Below are 22,729 nucleotides of genomic sequence, written 5' to 3'. Positions count from 1 at the left end.
CGTGACCGTCGTCCGCGGCGGCGGGACCGGCATCGGCATTCTTTCGGGCTGCGGCGCCGGCGGCGGTGAACTGTGCAATCCGCTCGCGTGGGGTAGCGTCGCTGACCAGCGCCTCACCCACCAGGATCGCGTTGGCGCCGCTGGCGGCATAGGAGCTGACGTCGTCGGCATCCCGGACGCCGGATTCGGCCACCACCAGGGCGCCGGAGGAGATCAGGCTGGCGAGGGGAGCAAAGACCGTGCGGTCCACGTCCAGCGTCTTGAGATTGCGCACGTTCACCCCGATGATCCGGGCTCCGGCCGCAACGGCCCGATGGACCTCGTCCTTGGTATGGGTCTCCAGCAGCGCGTTCATGCCCAGCCGGTGCGTCAGCTCCAGGAATTCGGTGAGCTGGTCGTCACTGAGTGCCGCGGCTATGAGAAGGACCAGATCGGCGCCGTGCGCCCTCGCTTCCCAGATCTGGTAGGCATCCACGGTGAAGTCCTTGCGCAGCACCGGGACGTCGACGGCGGCGCGCACCGCGTCGAGGTCGGCCAGCGAACCGCCGAAACGGCGCTGCTCGGTCAGCACGCTGACCACCGCGGCGCCGCCGTCGGCATATTCCTGAGCCAGCGCGGCCGGATCGGCGATCTGGGCCAGCTCGCCCTTGGACGGGCTGCGGCGCTTGATCTCGGCAATTACCGCCAGCGTGGCCCGCGGGGAGTCGTTGCCCCCCAACGCAGCCCACGCATCGCGCGCCGGCTCCTGACCGGCGGCCCGTTCCTGCAGCTGGGCCAGTGGCACGGCCAGCTTGCGAAGTTCAAGGTCCTCCCGGACGCCGGCAAGAATGTCGTCGAGAACGCTCACGCTTAGTGGCCGTCGTTCTTCAGCTTGTCTCCGCCAACGCCGTAGCCGGCCCGGCGCATCGCCCAGCCCACGCCGAGACCGATGACCATGATGACCAGACCGAGGATGAACGGGATGGTGGCGCTGGGACCGAAGGCGAAAGCAATGCAGCTGATCAGCGAACCCACCAGCATGATGGCCACGCAGGTCCACGCCGCCGGGCTGTTGCCGTGACCCAGTTCCCCGGGGTGGGCAGCGTCCTCGGTGGTGCCGATGGGCTGGCTTCTGGTAGCCGGCTTGTTGCTCATGGTAAATCTCCCTCACGATCGATACTGCTTACATTCTGCCATTACTTGGCGGGGCTTAGCTGGCAGGGCTGGGCTGTCCCTAAGAGGTCGGGTCGTTCCCCCGGCTGAGCTGGTCCCAGCTGTCGATATCGTCCAAGGGCTCGACTGCGGTCCCCCCGGCTTGCCGCTCGGTGGCAACGGACGCGTGGGCACCCGTTGCACCGCCGCTGCGGTCCGCCCCGGAACCGCCGGTGGAGCCTGCCGTTGTGCCGGTGGCGGCACCCTTCGCGGCGCGCAGCGTCGGGCTGGCCGGATCGTATTTGGTCCGCTGCCCCCAGCCGCGGCCCGCCCAGGCGATCAGCACCGCGGCCAGGGCCAGCACTGCGGCGGCCACGATGGCCAGCACCGGAAACACCGTCGTGGCGGTCTGTGCCGGCACGCCGATGACACCTGTCGCCGCGCCCACCGGCCCGGTGGCTGAGGCCTGCGGATCGCCGAGTACAGCCACGGCGGAGGCGATGATTCCCACCGCACTGAGCAAGATGATCAATGCCGCCACCAGCCGGGAAAATCGGCCTGCAATTGAGGCAGCCAAAGCACCGGCGAGTGCGACCAGCGCCAATGCGGTCACGGCGGTCGCGGCTTTGCTGCCCACCACATCCAGGTCGGCCTGCTGGACCGCCCCCTGGGCCAGCCTGACGTGGACCCAGGTTTGCGTCGTCGTCCCGAAGGCCGCCAATGAGCTCAGCACCGCCAGCATAATCACGGTGGATTTGCGCTTCCACCGCGGCACGACTGGGCGCGGTGACGATACCGGGCCGGGCTGAACCTGCTCACCGTAATGCTGCCCGGGTTGATCGTGCTGCCCGCGATCGCCGCGCTGCCCGAGTTGATCGGATTGATTGGGCTGAACGGGGTCGCCGTGCTGCCCGGGATTGGGTACTGCGTTTGTGCTGGATGAATGGCTCATCGGGCTTCAACTCCTGAAACTGGTGCGCCGGGGGCCAGATTGCGCAGCGACGAGGCCGCGTGCACGGCCCGCAGCGGGGCAGCGGCTTTATTGACCGTTTCCTGCGCCTCGGTGGCGGGGTCCGAATCGGCCACAATTCCGCCGCCGGCCTGAACATACGCTTTACCTTCGCGCAGCAGCGCGGACCGGATGGCGATGGCCATGTCCATGTCGCCGGCGAAATCCAGGTATCCCACCACACCGCCATAGATGCCGCGTCGCTGGGGTTCCAGCTGATCCAGCAGGCGCAGTGCCCGCGGCTTGGGCGCACCGGAGAGGGTTCCGGCGGGGAAGGTGGCCGCCAGCACGTCGTAGGCGGTGTGCCGCGGGGACAGCGTACCTACCACCGTGGACACCAGGTGCATGATGTGGCTGAACCGCTCCACCTCCATGAACTGGGTGACATCCACCGTGCCGGGCAGGCAGACCTTGGAAATATCGTTGCGGGCCAGATCCACCAGCATCAGGTGCTCGGCGCCCTCCTTGGCATCCGCCAGCAGCTCCTCCGCCAGCTCCTTGTCCGCCTCCACGGTCCGCCCCCGAGGCCGGGACCCGGCGATGGGGTGCGTGATGACCTCGTTCCCCGTGACTGTCACCAAGGATTCGGGTGAGGACCCCACAATTGAATAGCCGCGGCCGGCGGCATCCTCGAAACTGAAAATGTACATGTAGGGGCTGGGGTTGGTGGTGCGCAGCACCCGATAGACATCCAGCGGCGAGGCTCCGCACTCCATCTCGAACCGCCGGGAGATGACCACCTGGAACACTTCCCCGTCCACGATGGCTTCCTTGCCGCGGTCGATGGCGGCAAGGTAGTCGGGTTCGTTCCAGCGTTGGACGACGGCGGCGGAGAAATCCGCCGTGTCCGCCGCCAGCACCGAGACCGGCTGCGCAACGGGCGTGCTGATCTGTTCCAGCATGGTCGTAACCCGCGCGACCGCGTCCTGCCAGGCTTCGTCCACCCGATCCGGGGTGTTGTCGACGTTTATGGCATTGGCGATCAGCAGTACGGTCCCCTCGGCGTTGTCATGGACGGCCATATCCGCCACCAGATTCAGTGCCAGCTCGGGCAGCCCCAAATCGTCCTCGGGCGGGGACACCAGCTTTTCCCAGTGCCGCACCGATTCCCAGCCGACGAATCCCACCAGCCCCGAGGTGAACGGCGGCAAATCCTCGAAACGCTCGGTCCGCAGCGCCTCGATGGTGGCCCGCAGGGCCTCCACCGGGCTGCCGCCGTCGGGAAGGCCAACCGGCGGGCTCCCAAGCCAGCATGCGGCGCCGTCGTGCGTGGTCAACGTCGCAAGCGAGCGCACGCCAATGAAGGAATAGCGGGACCAAACCCCGCCCATGGCGGCGGATTCCATCAGAAAGGTGCCGGGCTGGCCCTGTGCCAGCTTCCGGTAGAGGCCGATGGGTGTTTCCGCGTCGGCCAGGACTTTCAGCCGGACCGGAATCACCCGGCGGGTTGCCGCCAGTTCGCGGAATTCCTCAAGGGTTGGGCTGATCACGCCGAGGTCCTGCATGGGGATGGTCGACTTTCCGTGAGAAGGCCGCCCGCAAGTGGACGGTTCAGGTGGACGGTTGAAAAGAAAACGAGTGACGATGCGCCCCGGATACCGGGTGCAGCCGGCCGGCGTGGGTTATTACCCGGCGGACCGTCCGCGGTCAGGATGCGTCCGGGTGCTGCGCCGTTGCCAGATCCCTGCCCTCGAAGCAGGTCCGGGTTCCGGTATGGCAGGCAGGACCGACCTGGTCAACCTGGACCAGCAAAGCGTCGCCGTCGCAGTCCAGGGCCACCGACTTCACGTACTGGACGTGGCCCGAGGTGTCTCCCTTGCGCCAGTACATCTGCCTCGACCGGGAGAAAAACGTGACCCTTCCGCTGCTCAGCGTGCGGCGCAGGGCTTCGTCATCCATCCAACCAAGCATCAGCACCTCGGAGGTGTCAAACTGCTGGATGACGGCGGCAACCAGCCCGGCCGGGTCGCGCTTCAGCCTCGCGGCGACGGCGTCATCGAGGACGGATTCGTTGCCGGGGACGGTGGCGCCGCCGGCGGTGGGCTCGGTACTGGGCAGTTCAGGCATCATTCCAATTCTAATGCCACCGCTCATCGGAACGCCGCACGGGCCGCTTTACTGCGGCGTTAAGCAGATTTGCGGCGATGCTAAGTGCCCTTTTTGTCCCATTGCATGCTAATTTCACAAGTGATGCATTTTGTAGATCCTTCCCGTGAAGTGTTGGCCGAGACGCTGCTCGCCGCCGGCCCGGACGCTCCTACGCTCTGCCCCGGGTGGCGCACGCAGGAGCTCGCCTCGCATCTCGTCCTGCGCGAACGCAACGCCGGCGTGGGTCTGGGCCTGCTGCTCAAGCCGTTCAACAGGGCCTCGGAAAAGGCCACCCTGAAGCTGGCTGCGAAGTCGGGCAGCGCGGATGCCTACGCCAGGCTGGTGGAGCAATTTCGCGCGGGACCGCCGCCGCTCTCACCGATGAAGATCAAGGCCGTGGACGAAAGCTCCAACCTGGTCGAATATTTCGTCCACACCGAGGATGTCCGCCGGGCGACGGACCGCTGGGCACCGCGGGCGTTGGACCAGGAATATTCCAGTGCGCTCTGGGACGAGCTGGTTAAACGCGCCGCAATTTTCTACCGCGGAGTGGACTTGGGCATTGTGCTGGTCCAGCCCTCGGGGCCGCGGCATGTCGCCAAGCGGGCACCGGTATCGGTGGCCATCGTCGGTCAGCCCGGCGAGCTGCTGATGCACGCGCACGGACGCGCCGGGCAGGCGCTGGTCACGTTCGAGGGCCAGCCGGACGCCGTTGCCCTGCTGCAGACCGCCGAGGTCGGGTTCTAACCGCCGTCGGACATCGGCCCTGCCGTCGAAGCTGAAGACCGCAGAAGTCGGGTTCCAACCGCCGTCTCGGCTGCCGGCCGGTCGAGTCCCGGTCAACGAACCTCGTACCCGGCCTCCCGCAGCGCCGTTTTGACCTCGGCCAGCACGTTGTCCGGACCGAAGTGGAACATCGACGCGGCCAGTACCGCATCCGCGCCCGCGGCGACCGCCGGGGGGAAGTGGCCCGGTTCCCCGGCACCGCCGGAAGCAATGATCGGCACCCTCACCACTGCGCGGACGGCGCGGATCAATTCCAGATCAAAGCCGGCTTTAGTGCCGTCCGCGTCGATCGAGTTCAGCAGGATCTCCCCGACGCCACGGTCGGCCGCTTCACGGGCCCACTCGACGGCGTCGATGCCGGTACCCTGGCGGCCGCCGTGGGTGGTGACCTCGAAGCCGGAGGCGGTGCGCGATGATCCATCGGCCGGCGTCCGGCGCGCGTCCACCGACAGAACCAGCACCTGCGAGCCAAAATGCCGGGTAATTTCGTCGATCACGTCCGGGCGTGCAACGGCGGCGGTGTTGATGGAGGCCTTGTCCGCGCCGCAGCGCAGCAGTTTGTCCACCTCGCCCACACCGCGGACGCCGCCGCCCACGGTGAGCGGAATGAACACCTCACCGGCGGTGCGGGCAACCACCTCATAGGTTGTTTCCCGGTCGCCGGAGGAGGCGGTGACGTCCAGGAAGGTCAGCTCGTCCGCGCCGGCACGATCGTAGCGGTGCGCCAGCTGCACCGGATCTCCGGCATCGAGCAGATCGCGGAAATTGACGCCCTTAACCACCCGGCCGGCGTCCACATCCAGGCAGGGTATGACACGGATTGCAAGGCTCATCTGCGGTGCTCCTTAGATCCGGCAGGCGTGGATGCTGCTGACCAGGATGGCGCGGGCTCCCAGCTCATAAAGTTCGTCCATGATCCGGTTGGTGTCCCGTTTGGGCACCATCGACCGGACCGCGACCCAATCCGAATCGCGCAGCGGGGACACCGTCGGCGATTCCAGGCCGGGGGTCAGGGCCGCGGCTTGTTCCACCAGATCCTTGCGGATGTCATAGTCCATCAGGACATACTGCCGTGCCACCAGCACGCCCTGCAGCCGGCGGATCAGCACGTCCAGTCCGGTGGGAGCGGCGGTACCCCGGCGGCCGATCAGCACGGATTCCGAGGCCAGAATGGGATCGCCGAAAATTTCCATGCCGGCAGCGCGAAGGGTGTTGCCGGTTTCCACCACATCGGCGATGGCATCGGCAACTCCGAGCCGAACGGAGGATTCCACCGCCCCATCCAGCCGGACCACCGTGGCGTCCACGCCAAGGCCGGAAAGGTAATCCCGCAGCAGTCCGTCGTAGCTGGTGGCCAGCCGTTTTCCTTCCAGATCCTGCACCGAAGCGAACTCCCCCACTGGCCCGGCGAAGCGGAAAGTCGAGGCGGCGAAGCCCAGCGGCAACAGCTCTTCGGCGTCCACCCGGGCATCCAGGAGCAGGTCGCGCCCGGTAATACCGACGTCCAGCGTGCCGGTGCCGACGTAAACGGCAATATCGCGGGGGCGCAGGAAGAAAAACTCGATGTCATTGTCCGGATCCACCATCACGAGCTCGCGAGGGTCGCGGCGCTGGCGGTAGCCGGCCTCGGCGAGCATGGCGGAGGCCGCTTCGGACAGGGATCCCTTGTTGGGGACGGCAACTCTAAGCATGGGAGGTCCTTCGGGTCGTCAAGAATGGGGACGGCTCGGCCACACCGCACACTGTCCTGGTGCACCGCTGCAAAGGTCCGCAACGCTGCACCGGCAACAGCGCCGGGTGGCTAAAGATGCTTGTACACATCCTCCAGGGTCAGCCCCTTGGCGATCATCAGCACCTGGAGGTGGTAGACCAGCTGGGAGATTTCCCCGGCGGTGGCCTCGTCGGATTCGTACTCGGCGGCCATCCAGACCTCGGCGGCCTCCTCGACCACCTTTTTGCCGATCCCGTGCACACCGGCATCAAGTTCGGCAACCGTCAGGGAACCGGCTGGCCGTTGCTCGGCCTTCCCGCTCAGTTCGGCAAACAGGCCCTCGAAGTTCTTCACAGCTTCAAGGGTACTTGTTTTGCCCCACGGAGCTTTATTGCGGCCCTGACTATGAACAAAATCACCGGCACGTCCCGAACACCGGGATCAGGCGAACAGCAGCGCGGTGGCCAGGGCCGCCGTCGTCGCCTCGTACCCTTTGTCCTCCACCGAACCCGGCAGTCCCGCCCGGTCCAGACCCTGCTGCTCGTTGTCGCAGGTCAGCACGCCGAATCCTACCGGCACACCGGTGCGCACGCTGACCTCGGTCAGGCCCATGGCCGCGGCCTGGCAGACATAGTCGAAGTGCGGTGTACCACCTCGGATCACCACACCGAGGGCGACGACGGCGTCATGGTCCGCGGCCAGTCTGGCCGCCGCGACGGGCAGTTCAAAGCTGCCGGGGACCCGCAGCACGGTCGGAGCGGCGATGCCCGCCTCAGCCGCCGCGCGAAGGGCGCCGGCCAGCAGTCCGTCCATGATTTCGGTATGCCAGCTGGCTGCAGCGATGGCCAGCCGCAGCGTTGCCGCTCTGGGGTCCAAATCTACGGGGGCAAGCTGGGGTGCGCCGGAAGAACTCATGAGTTACTGCCTTTCGTGTCGGAAACAGGGGTTTGCAGGAAATCCCGCGGCGTGGCCGGAGCCGATCCGGGCAGATCCAGGAGGCTGAGGTTGTGGTTCATCCGGTCCCGCTTTGTCTGCAGGTAGCGAACGTTCTGCTCCCGGGACGGAACTTCGGTGCGGACCGTTTCCTGCACGTGGATGCCCAGCGCCGCGAGCTGGTCCTCCTTGACCGGGTTGTTGGTCATCAGCCGGATGCTGTGCAGGCCCATTGCGGCCAGGATGGCCGCCGCCGCCACATAGTCCCGGCCGTCGACCGGCAGCCCGAGCTGCTCATTGGCATCCACGGTGTCCGCACCCGCCTCCTGCAGGGCATAGGCGCGCAGCTTATTGGCCAAGCCAATGCCCCGACCCTCGTGACCGCGCAGGTAGAGCAGGGTGCCGCCCTGCTCCCGGATCAGGCCCAGGGCGTAGGCCAGCTGCTCGCCGCAGTCGCAGCGGTAGGAACCGAAAACGTCCCCGGTCAGGCACTCCGAGTGCAGCCGAACGAGGGGTGCCTGGCCCTTGTGGGGCGGCGCGGGGATGGCTGCGCTGACGGACAGATGCTCGATGCCGGTGCTTTCGTCGATCCAGGCCTGCGCCTGAAACTCACCGAATGCTGTAGGCAGCGCGACAATCGGACCGCCGCGGACCGTGAGCGGAGAGGAAGCCGGCATCAGCGCACCTCCGGCCGCGCGCCGCCGTCGTCCGCAGCGACCAGATATGCCACCAGGTCCTCGATGGAAATAAGCGGGCAACCGTGCCGGTCGGCAAAAACGCGCAGGTCGGCAAGCCGCATGAGTTCGCCGTCGTCGTGGATCACCTCCGCGATCACTCCGACGCTCTCGCAGCCCGCCAAACGACACAGTTCGACGGCGGCCTCGGTGTGGCCGGCCCGCTCGCGCACTCCGCCGTCCACCGCGCGGAGTGGAAAAATATGTCCCGGCCTGGTCAGCTGCTCCGGATGCGAGGCAGGATCGGCCAGCACGCGGGCCGTCAGCGCACGGTCGGTGGCGCTGATTCCGGTACTGACTCCAACGCCTGCATCGCAGGAGACGGTGTACCCAGTGCCCTTGGCGTCTTGATTGACGGCTGTCATGGGGGGCAGTGCGAGCGCATCCGCCCGTTCCTTATCCAGCGGCACGCAGATAACCCCGGAACTGTAACGGATGGTCCACCCCATCAGGGACGGCGTGCTGTGCTGGGCCGCGAAAATGATGTCGCCCTCGTTTTCACGGTCCCGGTCATCGACCACCAGCACGGGCTCTCCGGCCGCGATGGCGGCGACGGCTGCCTGCACGGTGTCCAGCACCACCGTATCCAGCGCCGCGGGAGTCGCCGCAGTGCTGTCCGCAGGGGCGTGGTCCGCCGGAGTTCGGTCCGCTAGTATTCGGTCCGCCGTTGTGCTGTCCGCGGGAGCCAGGCCCGCCGGGCTCCGGTCCGCGGGAGCGCGGTACGTGCCGGCGACGCCGTCGCCGTTCACGCCGCACCGCCGGAAACAGCCGAGGCGAAGGCCAGCAGGCGCTCGGTGTATTTGGCCAGCACATCGACCTCAAGGTTGACCTTCGCACCTGCGGTTTTCGTTCCCAGTCCCGTTTCGGCGAGCGTGGTGGGGATCAGGCCCACCTCGAACCACGGCTCGCCGGCAGCGGCCTCGCTGACCGCCGAAACCGTCAGCGATACACCATCCACCGCAATGGACCCTTTTTCGGCGATGTAGCGGGCCAGCGGGGCCGGGACGGCAAAGAGAAGGCGTTCCCAGGGACCGTGGTTCTCCCGCTCCAGCAGCGTGCCGACTCCATCGACATGGCCCTGCACGACGTGGCCGTCCAGCCGGCCGCCGGCCGGGACGCAGCGTTCCAGATTTACCGGATCCCCCGTGTCGAGCAGGCCGATCGTGGTGCGCGCCAGCGTCTCCCCCATCACATCGACGGCGATCGTTACGCCGTCGAGCTCCGTTGCGGTCAGGCAAACTCCGTTGACCGCAATGGAGCCTCCGGGCTCCAGTCCGGCGAGAGTCGAGCCGGCCTGCAGCACCAGAATGGCGCTGCTGCCAGCCGGCTCCTGCCGGTGCAGCGAGAGCACACGGCCCTGTTCGGCAATAATTCCGGTAAACATGTTAGATTCCTCCAGGATTTCCAGTGGCTGCGGCGGGCGCCGGTGCCAGATGAAGTTTCAGGTCCGGGCCAAGGGCGACGACGGCGCCGCCGCCGGCGTCGTCCCAGCACCAGTGTTGTGCGTCAGCGAGCGTACCGATGCCGATGTCGGCCAGCGCCGGCAAACCAGCGCCCAATAAGGTGGGGGCGAGATACACATTGAGCTCATCGACCAATCCGGCAGCCAGGAAGGCGCTGCTGATCTGCGCGCCGCCCTCAATCATCAGATGCTGAACGCCGCGGCTGAACAACTCAGCCACCACCCGGTGCGGATCACGCGTGCGCAAGTGCAGGAAGTCAGGGTTCCCTGGCAGAGGGCTGCGCACCGCAGCGGAGTCGGGGATGTCCCGCAGGCCCATGACCACCCGCAGCGGCTGATGCTTGCACAATTCGCCCTCAGGTGTGCGGGCGGTCAGTCGCGGGTCATCCAGCAGGACTGTGCCGGTGCCGGCCAGGATGGCATCGACCCTGCCGCGCAGCCGGTGACTGTCCGCCAGGGATGGCGCGGAGGTGATCCACTGGCTGCTGCCGTCGGCGGCCGCAATCCGGCCATCCAGCGTCTGCGCGATGTGAAGGCTGATGAAGGGCCGATCCGCGGCGGTGGATGAAAACCACCGCCGGTTGAGCTCGGCGGCGCGGTCGGCTAGCAGCCCGCAGCGCACCTCAACTCCGGCCCCGCGGAGCCGGTCCGCTCCGCCAGAAGCCGGGCGGTGCGGGTCGTCCAGGGCGTAAATGACGCGGCCTATTCCGGCGTCGATGATGGCCTGCGAACAGGGTCCGGTCCGTCCGGTGTGATTGCACGGCTCCAGCGTCACCACAATGGTGGCATCGGCCAAAGACCCCGACGGCAGCGCGGGAAGATTCGCAATCGCAGCCGCCTCGGCGTGCGCCGTGCCGGCACCACGGTGGTAGCCGGTGCCCAATGGCCGACCGGCGGCATCGATGATCACCGCACCCACCAGGGGGTTGGCACCCCGAACCCCCAGCAGCGCCGCCGTCAGGGCAGCAGCCATTCCTGCGGTCTCAGCGTCGGCAAAACTGCCGGCCAAAGGCCCGGTCACCGGGACACCGAGGGGTCCGGAAACGCTGTTTCCACGGCCACCGCCGCCGCGTTGCGGTTGCGGATCCGCCACCAGATAAAGAAGCCTGTGAGCGTGAAACCGCCGTAGAAGATGTACATGATGGCCGACGCGAAGTATCCCGCGCTGAACAGCAGTGGAACGCCGACGACGTCGACGGCCACCCAAATGAGCCAGAATTCAACCCACCCCTTGGCCATGCCATAGGTGGCCAGCAGTGATCCCATGAAGATCCACGCGTCCGCCCAGACCGGTGGGTAGGAGCCCAGGGCGCTGAAGATCGGGGTCAGTACGCCGGTTCCGCCGATCATGGCCAGCACCAGCGCCACCCGCACCTTGTTCGAGGCCCAATGCGGCTGGACCGGTGAACCGGACTGCGGGCTCCTTTTGCTTTGCCTCCAGCGATACCAGCCATAGATGGACACCGCGATGAACATCAGCTGGCGTCCGGCCTGTCCCAGCAGGTTGGCGTAGAGCGGGGAACCGAAAACGGAGCCAAGGAAGACCGTGAAAAGCAGGGCATTGCCGACGATGCCAATGGGCCAGGCCCAGATTTTGCGGCGCATGCCGCCTAGGGCACTGGCCAGCCCGAAAATGTTTCCCAGCACTTCGCGCCAGAGCAGGAACCCGCCGCCGGCGAATTCCAGTTTGGCCTCAAAGAGCCACCGCAGGAAGCCCATCGTTACTACCTTTCCCTAGCGCGATGGCTCCGGGGGTAACGACAGCAGACCCGCTCCATGAACCGCCGCGGATGCGGACGGCCGGTGGCAGGCCAAAACCGTACGTGCTTCTCCCATCCAGACTTTAACTGTCGGTACCGGAATTCCACCGGTTCAACCGCTTGCTTCCAGCCGTTGCCAGCCGGTTGCGCACGGGTCGCGGACTATAACCGCCGGTTCGGACTTACACCGACCCCGGAGCACGTGAATCTACTGCAAAACTACATACTTCAACTGCATCTCCATTATGCCATTGCCAACCCGAAAGTCGGTGCGGCTATTCCGGTCCGCCACGACCGGCGGCTATTTGGCCAGTCCCCGCTGGCCCGCCGCCCGCAGCTCCCCGATGGCCCGGGACGCGTCCGGTGCACCGTAAACGGCGGAGCCGGCCACGAAAATGCTGGCGCCGGCCTCGGCGGCCCGGCCGATGGTCTCCGTGGTGATGCCGCCGTCGACCTGAATGACAACAGGCGTGCCGGCCGCATCGATCGCCTTTCGGGCCCGACGGATTTTGGGCAGCGTCACATCCAGAAATGTTTGGCCGCCGAACCCGGGCTCCACCGTCATGATCAGCAGCATATCCAGTTCGGGCAGCATGTCGAGGTATGGCTCGACCGCAGTCGCGGGCCGCAGCGCCAGACCGGCCCGGGATCCCTGCTGGCGCAGTTCACGGGCAAGTTTGATTGGCGCGTCCGAGGCCTCGGCATGGAAGGTCACGGAAGCTGCCCCGACCGCCGCGTAGCTCGGCGCCCAGCGGTCCACATTGGAAATCATCAGGTGCACGTCCAGCGGCAGTGCGCTGACCTGTTGGATCCGCTCCACCACGGGCAGCCCCAGCGTCAGGTTCGGCACAAAGTGGTTGTCCATCACATCCACGTGAACGGCATCGGCCGCGCCGATGCGGTCCAGCTCCGACTGCAGATTGGCGAAATCCGCGGAAAGAATGCTCGGATGGATACAGCACACAGGGGTCGATTTCATACTCAGTTACCTTTCTTGCGGATCAGCGCCAGGAACATGGCGTCCGTCTGGTGCACATGCGGCCACAGCTGGGCAGTTTGTCCGTGTCCGGAGCCCAGATCGCCGTGCAGGCTGACGGAATCCAGCACCGCACCGGCATCCATCAGTTCCAGATCGCCGCGCTTGCGCATCACATCATCGACGACGGCGATGGTCTCGGCGGGATGCGGGGAACAGGTGGCATAGGCCACCACACCGCCCGGCTTCACAGCGTCCAACGCCGATCGCAACAGTTCCCGCTGAAGGGCCCCGAGCGCCGGGACGTCGGAGGGCTGCCGGCGCCAACGAGCTTCCGGCCGCCGGCGCAGGGCACCAAGACCGGTGCACGGGGCGTCCACCAGCACCCGGTCAAAGCTGTTCGGCTGCTGCCCGCCCAGATCGCGGCCATCACCGGTACGGACCTGCCAGACGTCTCCGGGAACGGCAGAAAGTGCCTGGCGCACGAGTTTTGCCCGGTGCTCGGCTGGTTCGTTGGCAAGCAGAAAGGCACCGCTCTGCGCTGCGAGCGCGGCCAGCAGGGCGGCTTTGCCTCCCGGCCCGGCGCATAGATCGAGCCAGCGGCCGCCGCCCTGCCCTGCTGCAGTGTCGCCCTGACCTGCTGCGGCGCTGTTGGTCCGAAGCTCGGCCGCGGCCAGCGCCCTGGCCACCAGTTGGGACCCAACGTCCTGTACGCGGGTGCTCCCCGCCCGGACCCCCGGAAGCCGTCCCAAGTCCCCGCCGGAGGATAACGCCGAATCGGGAGCCAGCTCCCCGGCAGTAAATCCCGCCTCAAGCACCTCAGCCAGATCGCCGATTCCCGGCAGGGCCACGACGTTCACCACCGGGGCTGCGTTATCCGCCTCCAGCAGTGCCGTGATTTCGGCCGCGTCCCTGCCGTGCGCCACCAGCGACTGGCGCAGGGCGCGGACAATCCATTCCGGGTGCGAGTACTCCAAGGCGGCGATTTTCGTCGCGTCAGTTTCCGAGCCGGTCAATTCCGTGATCCATCCGGCCAGATCGCGCGCGGTTACCCGGCGCAGCACTGCGTTGATCAGGGATGACGGTCCGGCTCCGATCACTGCCCGAGCCAAGCCCACGGTCTGGTCCAAGGCAGCGTGGGCAGGAACGCGCATGGCGAGAAGTTGATGCACACCTATCCGCAGCGCGTCCAGGATGGCCGGATCGAGCTGGTTGAGCGGACGGTCCACACAGCGGGCCAGAATCGCGTCGTAGGTCCCCTGCCCGCGCAGTGCGCCGTAGCTCAATTCGGTGGCGAAACCTGCGTCCCGGGAATCCAGCTTGTGGTGCCGGATCCGGGACGGGAGCACAAGGTTGGCGTATGCGTCCTCACCGGAGACAGCCCGCAGCACCTCAAAGGCCACCAGCCTGGCCGGGTCTGCCCGTCGGGTCCGCTCCGAGGGAGCCGCACCGCTGAACCCCCGAGGACCACCAGCGCCGCCGCGGTTGCGTTCCCTGCCTTGGGCATTGCGTCGTTGACCGGCATCGCCGCCGCCGGAATTGCGGCCGCTCCCGGCATTGCCGCCACCCGAATAGCGACCGCCACCGGCATTGCCGCTCCCGGAATTGTGGCCGCCGGAACGCCCACCGGAGCCGCCCGAGTCCTCGCTGCTCACACCAACACCATGCCTTCTGTATCTGCCAGGCCCCGGGCCCAGTCCTTGGCTTGCATCATTTTCTTGCCCGCAGGCTGGACCTGCACCAGCTCCACGGCATGGGAAAGGGTTCCCACCAGTACCGCGCCGGCCTCGACACGCAGTGCGCCGGGTGCCATCTCCATTGTCTCCGACCGCAGCAGCACCGGCCCGAGCTTCAGTCGCTGGCCCGCCAGCGTGGTCCACGCACCGGGCTCGACAGTCACCCCCCGGATCCTGGCGCCAACACGGTTTGCCGGCTGCGCCCAGTCAATCCGGGCGTCTTCGATGGTAAGCTTCGGCGCTAGTGTCACTGTCCCCTGCTGAACTCGTGCCTGCGCCCGACCCGCCTCCATCTCCCGAAGGGTTTGGGTCAACAGCGCCGCACCGCGGTGTGCCAGCCGGCCGAGCAGGTCCGTGCTGGTGTCCTGCGGCTGGACGGGCTCGGTGACCGTGTCGAAGACCGGCCCCGTGTCCAGGCCGGTTTCAAGCCGGAACGTTGAGGCGCCGCTCACTGCGTCCCCGTTGATCACGGCGTGCTGAACGGGTGCCGCACCGCGCCACGAGGGCAACAGCGAAAAATGCAGGTTAATCCAGCCTTGCGCCGGAATCGAGAGGGCAGCCGCCGGAATAAGCGCGCCGTAGGCCACAATCGCGGCCACATCCGGCCGGCATGCGGCTATTTGCTGTGCGGCTGCGGCATCGATCCGGGCTGCGTGAATGACAGGTATGGCCAGCTCTTGGGCATGCGCAGCCACGGGCGACGGCGTCAGGATTCGCTTCCGGCCGACAGGCGCGTCCGGGCGTGTCAGTACGGCCACAACGTCAAAGCCGGCGGACACGAGTGCGTCCAGCGAAGGAATGGCCACGCCGGGGGTGCCGGCAAACAGTACCCTCACGCGCCGGATCCGAAGCTGGAGCCGACGGTCCGCGCACGCTCCGCGATCGTTTTGGCGGATACGGAGCCGTACTGCGCGTTCCGGATGGCACGCAGCGCCGTACGCCGGTCATCACCGGCCAAACGATCCACATACAGGGACCCGTCCAAGTGATCTGTTTCATGCTGCAGGCAGCGGGCCAGCAGATCCTCCCCCTCAACCACGACCGGTTGTCCGTGCACGTCAACTCCGCTGGCACGGGTCCATCGGTGTCGGGGCACCCGGAAACCGAGGCCCGGCACCGACAGGCAGCCTTCGGCGCCCTCCGGCTGCAGATCTTCACTGTTCTCCAGCACGGGATTGATGATGTGGCCGCTTTGACTGCCGATGCGGTAGGTGAAAACCCGCTTGCCGATGCCAACCTGCGGCGCTGCCAGACCGGCACCGTTCACATCTTCCATGGTGTCCATCATGTCCTGGACCAGCTTGATCAGTTCGGGTCCAAAGTCCGTCACCGGGTCGGCGCAGGTCCGCAGCACCGGATCACCGATGATGCGGATACTCAGGATGGCCATGCGAAGGTCCTTACGTTGACGTTGACGTTTACTCTGACGTTGTCAGTGATGGTGGCACTGATGTTGAGTTGCGCTCAGGGATGGGCTTAGGGAATGCCGGCATCCCGCCGTTGTCCGGTGTGGGAACCGTTGCGGCCCCTGACAGTCTAATTGGAAGGCCGCATGATCCACGCCCTGCTCACCTCCACGGCCTTGCTCGCCTCCACGCGTCACTTCCGCGCCCGGACTCCTCAGGCTGGACGTCTGGAGGAACGGAGCAGTTCAACGTAACGGAGCCTATCTATTTAACGGAACTCATTGGAATAACGGAGCAGTTCAGAGCGCCTGAACCGGGACTACCGCGGCAGCGGCCGTGAGACTGGCTGCCGGCGGAGCGATTGGCAGCAGGGCCGTTCCGGCACTGCGGGTATCTGCCGCCGTCTGCCACAGCCGGCGGAGGGCGCAAAACTTGAACCAGTGATACTTGAGCACGTCCGGATTGGCCCGCATTGCCCGAACTTCTGTTTCACCGATTCCAACCCCCAGCAGGATCGGATCCTCCCCGTATTGCCATGGCTCCCAGGTCCCGGCGTCCGCGTCCAGCAGAGACTCCTCCGCTTTCATTCCTGCGACCAGCTGCATCACCACCTTGTCATCCATCGGCTTGACGCTGCCGTTTCGATCCGTACCCTTGGTTTTGAAATCGATCAGGCACAGGCGGCCGCCAATGCGCGCCACCAGATCAAGCGTTCCGGCATAGCCAAGGCTGTGGTTCCACACGGTGATCTCCGGGGCAACGGGCTCCACCCGGTACAGTTCCCACCACTGGTCAAAACGCGCCGCAAAAGTTTCCTCGCCGTTCTCTGCCAGCGCGGCCCGGGCCTCCGGCATGCGATGCGCCCGGCCCATGGCCCGCAGCGACACCTGCTCGCAATAGAAGTGCACCCTGTCACCGCGGGAAGCGGCAGCATTGCGGTATTTTTCCGCGGCGTTGCTGGAATCGCGGACGATGGTGCGCAGCTGTGCGGGGTTCGCTACCGCCTCGGCCAGCTTTGGATGTTCAGACAGCGACGTTGCCGCCATGTATCCAATCCAGCCGTCCAACGAGGTGGACTGCTGTGAGATGACGGTGGTTATGGATGGCATGCTGGGCGCGTCCCGGAGCGATCGGGCATACATCCGGCCGAATTCCGTGGCATGTGCCAGAGCTGGTTGGGTCATGCTTCCACTATTCCATCCGCCACCGACGTTTTACGCCCTGGCCGAAAATGCTGTTGACCAAGGACGAACCGCACTCTACGCTCTCTCGTTATGTAAGAAAACTATTTCGTATTATGGAACTCATGCTCAACCGCACTCTGACGATTCAGGAGAAATCATGACCCTGCGCCTCACCAAAGGACAACAGCCGCCGGCATTCCGCCTGCCCGACTCGACGGGCAACGAGGTTGCGCTCGCGGATTTCGACGGCCGTGGCGTCGTCGTCTACTTCTATCCGAAGGCTGCGACGCCGGGCTGCACCACCGAAGCGTGCGACTTCCGGGACAACCTGGCCAGCCTGCAGTCAGCCGGCTACGACGTCGTCGGCATCTCGCCAGACAGCCCTGACCGACTGGCCTCTTTTGCCGCCAACTTTGCGCTGACCTACCCACTGCTGGCAGATCCCGATCACAAAGTCGCCCGCCAATGGGGAGCCTGGGGTGAAAAGGTGATCAACGGCCAATCCGGACACGGCGTGCTGCGTTCGACAGTCATCCTCGGCGCCGACGGCTGCGTAAGCCTCGCGGACTACGAAGTGGCGGCCGAGGGGCATGTCGCGGAACTGCGCCGCCGGCTCGCCCAGCTGGTCTGACCGATTTCCGGCAGTGACTCGCCTTTGGATAGTGACTCCGCGGATGGCACGGAAATCCGGAACTTCCCCGTCATTCCACGGAGTCGCTCCCGATTTCCGCCGGTGCAGAAAAAAGGACAGTTCCAAGGGTTGACAGGCCGCATGTGATCGGCTTCACTATTACATATGCTGAAATAACAGTTCCACGATGCGGAATGTGGTCTCCACAAATCCGCATAGCCTCACACCGTGGATGCCAGCATTGAACGAGGAACAGACAAGCGATGATGCTTGAGGAATTCAACAGCGCGGCCCGGACTGCAATTGTAACGGTCCTCCGACCCTGTATTGATGTTCAACGGTGGATCAACGAGATCGCCGACGCCCGCCCCTATGAAACCGTGCAGGACCTGACGGACCGCGCCCGGCTGGCGGCCAGCCCCTTCACCGACCCGGAGATCGAAGCCGCCCTGGCCCACCATCCCCGAATCGGAGAACGGGCCGCCGGCCCAAGCACCGAGGCGAGCCTGTCGCGGACGGAACAGGCCGCCGTCGACCCTTCCGACGAGACAGTCGCCACTGCCCTGGCCGACGGCAACCACGCCTACGAGGAGAAATTCGGCCGGGTCTTCCTGATCCGGGCGGCCGGACGCAGCTCCCGGGACATCCTCGACGCCCTAAACGAACGCCTGGCGCATTCGGAAGCGGAGGAAAAACCAATAGTTGCCCAGCAGCTTCGCGAGATAGCCATCCTGCGACTTAAAGGAGCCGTAACGCCATGACCATCTCCCATGTAACCACCCACATTCTGGATACCGCGGCCGGGAAACCTGCCGCAGGTGTCGCCGTCGAGCTGCATGCCCGCGACGGCGGGACCTGGACCCAGATTGCTTCGGGCAGCACCGATGCCGACGGGCGGGTGAAAGACCTTGGCCCCGAACAGCTGACAGCCGGCACGTACCGGCTGACCTTCGCTACCGGGGCCTACTTCGCCGGCATCGCAACGGACACCTTCTTCCCGGAGGTTTCGCTGACGTTTTCAGTCACGGAGGTCGGCGAGCACTACCACGTGCCCCTGCTGATCAGTCCATTCGCCTTTTCCACCTACAGAGGAAGCTAATCATGACCGACAACAGCAAAATCATCCTCGGCGCCAACCAGTACGGCAAGGCCGAGGTCCGGCTGGTCAAGATCACCCGCGACACGGACCGTCATGAGATCGAGGACCTCAACGTCACCTCCCAGCTGCGCGGAGATTTCGCCGCCGCGCACCTGACCGGCGACAACGGCCACGTGGTGCCCACGGACACCCAGAAGAACACGGTCTATGCTCTGGCCCGGGAGGGCGTGGGCTCGCCGGAGGGATTCCTGCTCCGCCTCGGCGCGCATTTCACCTCCAGCTTCGACTGGGTGGATGGTGGCCGCTGGGAGGCCGAGTCCTACAGCTGGGACCGGATCCAGGCGCACGGCGCCCCGCATGAGCACTCCTTTGTCCGCAATGGCCGCGAGGTCCGCACCGCCGTGGTGATCAAGGACGGCGCCCAGACGCACATTTTCGGCGGGCTGCGGGAGCTGACGGTGCTCAAGTCCACGGCGTCCGGCTTTGTGGGCTATCCCAAGGACCAGTACACCACCCTGCCCGAGGTTACGGACCGGATCCTGGCTACGGACGTCGCGGCCCGCTGGCGCTACAACACCGCGGATGTTGACTTCAACAAGGCGTACGACGACGTCGCGGGGCTTTTGCTGGAGGGCTTCACTGAGAACTACTCCCACGCCCTGCAGCAGACCTTGTTCGATATGGGGAAGAAGGTCCTCGAGGCTCATTCGGAAATCGACGAAATCAAATTCTCGATGCCCAACAAGCACCACTTCCTCGTTGATCTCTCGCCCTTCGGGCTGGACAACCCCAACGAGGTCTTCTTCGCCGCAGACCGTCCGTACGGTCTGATCGAAGCGGCCGTGGTGCGCGAAGATGCGTCCGACGCCGGACGGGCTTGGGAAGGCATGGCCGGCTTCTGCTAGAAACCAGCAAATAAAAACCACGGGCGGGCGGGGGCTGCAACCCCCGCCCACCCATTCCTCGGCACTCAAGAAGGATACCAATGTCCAAACGAACCAGCGCTGCTGCCGGCACCATAGCCGCAGCATCACGACCGGAAGATGCGCGCCTGTCCATTGGCGCAAGCTTCGCCTACGGCTTCCAACACGTTCTCACCATGTACGGCGGTATCGTTGCCGTACCCCTGATCATCGGCCAGGCTGCCGGGCTCTCCTCTTCCGATGTCGGCCTGCTGATTACCGCCTGCCTCTTCATGGGCGGCGTCGCCACAGTGCTGCAGACGGTGGGGGTGCCCTTCTTCGGCTCGCAACTGCCCCTGGTCCAGGGCGTTTCCTTCGCCGGAGTGGCCACCATGCTGGCGATCGTCAATGGCGGCGGCGGCATCCAGGGTGTTTTTGGCTCAGTCATCGTCGCGTCCCTGATCGGCCTGCTGATTACACCCATCTTTTCCCGCATCATCAAGTTCTTCCCGCCGGTGGTTACCGGAACGGTCATCACCACCATCGGCTTGACGCTGATGCCAGTGGCTGCCGGCTGGGCGATGGGCGGAAATGCGAAAGCTCCCAATTACGGCAGCGTCTCAAACATCGGCCTTGCCGGACTGACCCTGGCCATCGTGCTGCTGCTGAGCAAAGTTGGCAGCGGCACCATCTCCCGGCTGTCCATTCTGCTGGCAATGGTCATCGGCACCATAGTTGCTGCGATTTTCGGCATCGCGGATTTCTCCAAGGTCGGCATCGGGCCGATCGCCGCTTTCCCCTCGCCTTTCCACTTCGGCATGCCGACCTTCCAGCTTGCCGGCATTATCTCAATGGTTATTGTAATCCTGGTGACCCTGGTGGAAACTTCCGCGGACATTCTGGCCGTTTCGGAAATCATCGGCACCAAGGTGGATTCCCGCCGGCTCGGAAATGGCCTGCGCGCGGACATGATCTCCAGCGCGGTCGCCCCTGTCTTTGGATCCTTTACCCAGAGTGCCTTTGCCCAGAACGTGGGACTGGTGGCCGTAACCGGAATTAAGAGCCGCTTCGTCGTCTCCGCCGGCGGCGTCATTCTGGTGCTGCTGGGCCTGCTGCCGGTCCTGGGGCGGGTTGTGGCAGCGGTACCGACGCCGGTCCTTGGCGGTGCTGGCATTGTGTTGTTCGGTACGGTGGCCGCCAGCGGTATCCGCACCTTGTCCACGGTCAATTACAAGAACAACATGAACCTGATCATCGTGGCGACCTCCATCGGTTTCGGTGTGATCCCCATCGCTGCACCAACCTTCTACGACAAGTTCCCGGCCTGGTTCGGCACCATCTTCCACTCCGGCATCAGCTCGGCAGCGGTGATGGCGATTCTCCTGAATCTGCTGTTCAACCATTTCAAGGCCGGCAACCCGCAGAACCCCTCGGTGTTCGCGGCCGGTACCGACCGTCAGGTCAAGGCCGAGGTGCTGGACTGCCTGGAACACGGCGACCGCTGCGAGGACGGCAAGCTGCTCGATGTGGACGGCAAGGAGATTCGCGTGGTTGGCAGTGACGCGGGGCATTGAGAGCAGGCTGATCAAGCTCCAACGGTAGGTCCACGAGAGCCGGGCCACTCGGTATAGGCAGGGCCTCCGTCCCAACGGCGAAGGCCCTGCCCATACCTGCCATCGGCTCAGGTTCGGCTAGCGGTCAGCCCGGTGCCGGCCTCGGAGTCAGCCCCGCCCAATGAACGGCATGCCCGCCGCGGTCAGCACAAGCGTTCCGACACTGGCCGACGGCGGCATTTGGGCCATCAGCAGGACGGCCTTGGCTGCTTCCTCCACCGGGAACGTCGGCTCCGCGCGGCGGCTGCCGTCGGCCTGCAACGCTCCGCTGCCCACCCCGATTTCGGACATCAGCCCGGTGGCAGCGTTGCCAATGTCAATCTGGCCGCAACTGATGCCGAAGTCACGGCCATCCAGGTCGATCGACTTAGTCAGTCCAGTCACCGCGTGCTTGGTGGTCGTGTAAGCCACGGACAGCGGCCGGGGCGAGTGCGCCGAAATGGATCCGTTGTTGATGATCCGGCCGCCCTGCGGGGACTGCGTCTTCATCTGCCGCACTGCGGCCGCCGCACACAGCATCGTGCCGGTCAGGTTGACGGCGACGACGTTATTCCAGTGACCAACGCTGATCTCGTCCACCGCTGCGGCGGGGCCGAAGATGCCCGCATTGTTAAAGACGACGTCGATCCTCCCCCAGCGCTGCACGGCGGCGCCGAAGAGCCGGCCCACGTCGTCGGGCTTGGTAACGTCCGCAGCCACGACCAGCGCCTGCGGATGGCCACCCGCTGTCTCCTCCAGCGTCCGGGTGGTCCGCCCTGCCAAAGCCACCCGGTAGCCGTCGTTCAGGAAAGCTTGGGCAACGGCACGGCCGATCCCGGATCCGGCGCCGGTGACGACGGCCACCTTCCCCTCAACCGGATGCTCCGCCCGTCGCTTGGCCGCCGTCGGCGATCCTGTGTGTTCTGCCGGCATTGCTGTTCCTCCTTCGTTCTCCGTTGGTCACATGCATCGCATCTGAACCAATTATGATCTACTATATGGAAAATAAGTTTCGCATTATGGAATCAATAAAGACTTACCCCGACATCTTCGCCCACGGGTCGCTGCCCGCGCACCATCCTCCGGCAGCACCACAAGAAATGAGGTTGGACGTGTTCCAAAGAGACCAGAGCCCCCACATCCTGAGTGGATTGATCGATCAGCGGCCGGACATGGATTCGGAAGAAACCGCCGAATGGGTGGAGTCCCTGGATTCGCTGATCCGGGACCAGGGTACCGAACGGGCTCAATTCATTCTGCGGTCGCTGCTGCAGCGCGCCGGCGCGCAGAGCGTCGGTGTACCGATGGTGACCACCACCGACTATGTGAACACGATCCCGGCCGACCAGGAACCGGAATTTCCCGGCGATGAAGACATCGAGCGCCGCTACCGGCGTTGGCTGCGCTGGAATGCAGCCATCATGGTCCACCGCAGCCAGCACCCGGACATCGGCGTGGGCGGGCACATCTCCACCTACGCCGGCGCGGCGACGCTGTACGAGGTCGGCTTCAACCACTTCTTCCGCGGCAAGGACCACCCCGGCGGCGGGGACCAGATCTTCTTCCAGGGCCACGCCTCCCCCGGAATG

25 protein-coding genes, 2 pseudogenes and 1 riboswitch are annotated in these 22,729 nt (G+C 65.5%); of the genes and pseudogenes, 7 read left to right on the top strand and 20 right to left on the bottom strand.

Annotation, left to right across the window (positions count from 1 at the left end; all coding sequences use genetic code 11):
* Nucleotides 1–55 precede the first annotated feature (55 nt).
* The 5 genes and pseudogenes from trpC to hisI all read right to left on the bottom strand — a co-directional run.
* Nucleotides 56–847, bottom strand: a pseudogene (gene trpC / locus IV498_RS18875) (indole-3-glycerol phosphate synthase TrpC); the annotation flags it as partial.
* 2 nt (nt 848–849) lie between these two features.
* A complete protein-coding gene (locus IV498_RS09635; RefSeq protein WP_269046345.1) occupies nt 850–1,134 on the bottom strand; it encodes an HGxxPAAW family protein in 285 nt (94 codons plus the stop codon).
* 79 nt (nt 1,135–1,213) lie between these two features.
* Nucleotides 1,214–2,083, bottom strand: a complete 870-nt coding sequence (locus tag IV498_RS09630; protein WP_269046344.1) for a Trp biosynthesis-associated membrane protein — start codon at nt 2,081–2,083, stop codon at nt 1,214–1,216.
* Nucleotides 2,080–3,645, bottom strand: coding sequence for an anthranilate synthase component I (locus IV498_RS09625; RefSeq protein WP_269046343.1), 1,566 nt, complete (start codon nt 3,643–3,645; stop codon nt 2,080–2,082). Before IV498_RS09625 ends, IV498_RS09630 begins: the two co-directional genes overlap by 4 nt.
* Before the next feature lie 142 nt (nt 3,646–3,787).
* Complete coding sequence (gene hisI / locus IV498_RS09620) at nt 3,788–4,207, bottom strand: phosphoribosyl-AMP cyclohydrolase (RefSeq protein WP_269046375.1); 420 nt, start codon at nt 4,205–4,207, stop codon at nt 3,788–3,790.
* Between the two features lie 123 nt (nt 4,208–4,330).
* Between hisI and IV498_RS09615 the strand changes: the two genes are divergently transcribed.
* Nucleotides 4,331–4,975, top strand: a complete 645-nt coding sequence (locus IV498_RS09615; RefSeq protein WP_269046374.1) for a TIGR03085 family metal-binding protein — start codon at nt 4,331–4,333, stop codon at nt 4,973–4,975.
* 92 nt (nt 4,976–5,067) lie between these two features.
* Here the strand turns inward: IV498_RS09615 and hisF are convergent, their stop codons facing one another.
* From hisF to IV498_RS09545, 14 genes are all read right to left on the bottom strand, one after another.
* Nucleotides 5,068–5,847, bottom strand: a complete 780-nt coding sequence (gene hisF, locus IV498_RS09610; protein ID WP_269046342.1) for an imidazole glycerol phosphate synthase subunit HisF — start codon at nt 5,845–5,847, stop codon at nt 5,068–5,070.
* A gap of 12 nt (nt 5,848–5,859) precedes the next feature.
* Entirely contained in the window at nt 5,860–6,705 is an 846-nt protein-coding gene (gene hisG / locus IV498_RS09605; RefSeq protein ID WP_269046341.1) for an ATP phosphoribosyltransferase, read from the bottom strand.
* A gap of 110 nt (nt 6,706–6,815) precedes the next feature.
* Nucleotides 6,816–7,079 (bottom strand): phosphoribosyl-ATP diphosphatase, encoded by a 264-nt coding sequence (locus IV498_RS09600; protein WP_269046340.1) that lies wholly within the window; start codon nt 7,077–7,079, stop codon nt 6,816–6,818.
* A gap of 87 nt (nt 7,080–7,166) precedes the next feature.
* On the bottom strand, nt 7,167–7,640 hold the full coding sequence (ribH, locus tag IV498_RS09595; protein ID WP_269046339.1) for a 6,7-dimethyl-8-ribityllumazine synthase: 474 nt from the start codon (nt 7,638–7,640) through the stop codon (nt 7,167–7,169).
* Nucleotides 7,637–8,335 (bottom strand): GTP cyclohydrolase II, encoded by a 699-nt coding sequence (locus tag IV498_RS09590; protein WP_269046338.1) that lies wholly within the window; start codon nt 8,333–8,335, stop codon nt 7,637–7,639. Before IV498_RS09590 ends, ribH begins: the two co-directional genes overlap by 4 nt.
* The gene (gene ribB / locus IV498_RS09585) at nt 8,335–8,982 is read right to left on the bottom strand and encodes a 3,4-dihydroxy-2-butanone-4-phosphate synthase (RefSeq protein ID WP_269046373.1); all 648 of its coding nucleotides are present in this window, start codon (nt 8,980–8,982) and stop codon (nt 8,335–8,337) included. Before ribB ends, IV498_RS09590 begins: the two co-directional genes overlap by 1 nt.
* Before the next feature lie 155 nt (nt 8,983–9,137).
* A complete protein-coding gene (locus IV498_RS09580) occupies nt 9,138–9,776 on the bottom strand; it encodes a riboflavin synthase (protein WP_269046337.1) in 639 nt (212 codons plus the stop codon).
* 1 nt (nt 9,777) lies between these two features.
* A complete protein-coding gene (gene ribD, locus IV498_RS09575; protein ID WP_269046372.1) occupies nt 9,778–10,827 on the bottom strand; it encodes a bifunctional diaminohydroxyphosphoribosylaminopyrimidine deaminase/5-amino-6-(5-phosphoribosylamino)uracil reductase RibD in 1,050 nt (349 codons plus the stop codon).
* A 44-nt stretch (nt 10,828–10,871) separates the two neighbouring features.
* On the bottom strand, nt 10,872–11,573 hold the full coding sequence (gene pnuC / locus IV498_RS09570; RefSeq protein WP_269046336.1) for a nicotinamide riboside transporter PnuC: 702 nt from the start codon (nt 11,571–11,573) through the stop codon (nt 10,872–10,874).
* A 100-nt stretch (nt 11,574–11,673) separates the two neighbouring features.
* Nucleotides 11,674–11,820: riboswitch (FMN riboswitch) on the bottom strand.
* Between the two features lie 95 nt (nt 11,821–11,915).
* On the bottom strand, nt 11,916–12,593 hold the full coding sequence (rpe, locus tag IV498_RS09565) for a ribulose-phosphate 3-epimerase (protein ID WP_269046335.1): 678 nt from the start codon (nt 12,591–12,593) through the stop codon (nt 11,916–11,918).
* Nucleotides 12,594–12,595: 2 nt separating this feature from the next.
* Nucleotides 12,596–14,245 (bottom strand): RsmB/NOP family class I SAM-dependent RNA methyltransferase, encoded by a 1,650-nt coding sequence (locus tag IV498_RS09560; protein ID WP_269046334.1) that lies wholly within the window; start codon nt 14,243–14,245, stop codon nt 12,596–12,598.
* On the bottom strand, nt 14,242–15,162 hold the full coding sequence (gene fmt / locus IV498_RS09555; RefSeq protein WP_269046333.1) for a methionyl-tRNA formyltransferase: 921 nt from the start codon (nt 15,160–15,162) through the stop codon (nt 14,242–14,244). Before fmt ends, IV498_RS09560 begins: the two co-directional genes overlap by 4 nt.
* Nucleotides 15,159–15,716 (bottom strand): peptide deformylase, encoded by a 558-nt coding sequence (gene def, locus IV498_RS09550; RefSeq protein ID WP_269046332.1) that lies wholly within the window; start codon nt 15,714–15,716, stop codon nt 15,159–15,161. The genes fmt and def overlap by 4 nt, the downstream gene beginning before the upstream one ends.
* A gap of 315 nt (nt 15,717–16,031) precedes the next feature.
* A complete protein-coding gene (locus tag IV498_RS09545) occupies nt 16,032–16,916 on the bottom strand; it encodes a cytochrome (RefSeq protein WP_269046331.1) in 885 nt (294 codons plus the stop codon).
* 157 nt (nt 16,917–17,073) lie between these two features.
* Here IV498_RS09545 and IV498_RS09540 point away from each other — a divergent pair, with 157 nt between their 5' ends.
* From IV498_RS09540 to IV498_RS09520, 5 genes are all read left to right on the top strand, one after another.
* Entirely contained in the window at nt 17,074–17,547 is a 474-nt protein-coding gene (locus IV498_RS09540; protein WP_269046330.1) for a peroxiredoxin, read from the top strand.
* 263 nt (nt 17,548–17,810) lie between these two features.
* Nucleotides 17,811–18,308 carry a 2-oxo-4-hydroxy-4-carboxy-5-ureidoimidazoline decarboxylase gene (gene uraD / locus IV498_RS09535; protein ID WP_269046329.1) on the top strand — a complete coding sequence of 166 codons (498 nt, stop codon included), beginning with the start codon at nt 17,811–17,813 and terminating at the stop codon, nt 18,306–18,308.
* The gene (uraH, locus tag IV498_RS09530) at nt 18,305–18,646 is read left to right on the top strand and encodes a hydroxyisourate hydrolase (RefSeq protein WP_269046328.1); all 342 of its coding nucleotides are present in this window, start codon (nt 18,305–18,307) and stop codon (nt 18,644–18,646) included. The genes uraD and uraH overlap by 4 nt, the downstream gene beginning before the upstream one ends.
* Nucleotides 18,647–18,648: 2 nt before the next feature.
* Nucleotides 18,649–19,551 carry a factor-independent urate hydroxylase gene (gene pucL / locus IV498_RS09525; protein WP_269046327.1) on the top strand — a complete coding sequence of 301 codons (903 nt, stop codon included), beginning with the start codon at nt 18,649–18,651 and terminating at the stop codon, nt 19,549–19,551.
* 80 nt (nt 19,552–19,631) lie between these two features.
* Nucleotides 19,632–21,122, top strand: coding sequence for a nucleobase:cation symporter-2 family protein (locus tag IV498_RS09520; protein WP_269046326.1), 1,491 nt, complete (start codon nt 19,632–19,634; stop codon nt 21,120–21,122).
* 147 nt (nt 21,123–21,269) lie between these two features.
* Here IV498_RS09520 and IV498_RS09515 read toward each other — a convergent pair whose 3' ends face one another.
* A complete protein-coding gene (locus IV498_RS09515; protein ID WP_269046325.1) occupies nt 21,270–22,073 on the bottom strand; it encodes an SDR family oxidoreductase in 804 nt (267 codons plus the stop codon).
* A gap of 167 nt (nt 22,074–22,240) precedes the next feature.
* Between IV498_RS09515 and IV498_RS09510 the strand changes: the two are divergent.
* Nucleotides 22,241–22,729 (top strand): annotated as a pseudogene (locus IV498_RS09510) (pyruvate dehydrogenase (acetyl-transferring), homodimeric type); the annotation flags it as partial.

It is taken from the genome of Paenarthrobacter sp. Z7-10, assembly GCF_026932795.1.
In the GTDB taxonomy this organism is placed as follows: domain Bacteria; phylum Actinomycetota; class Actinomycetes; order Actinomycetales; family Micrococcaceae; genus Arthrobacter_M.
This window is presented reverse-complemented; position numbering and strand designations above follow the sequence as displayed.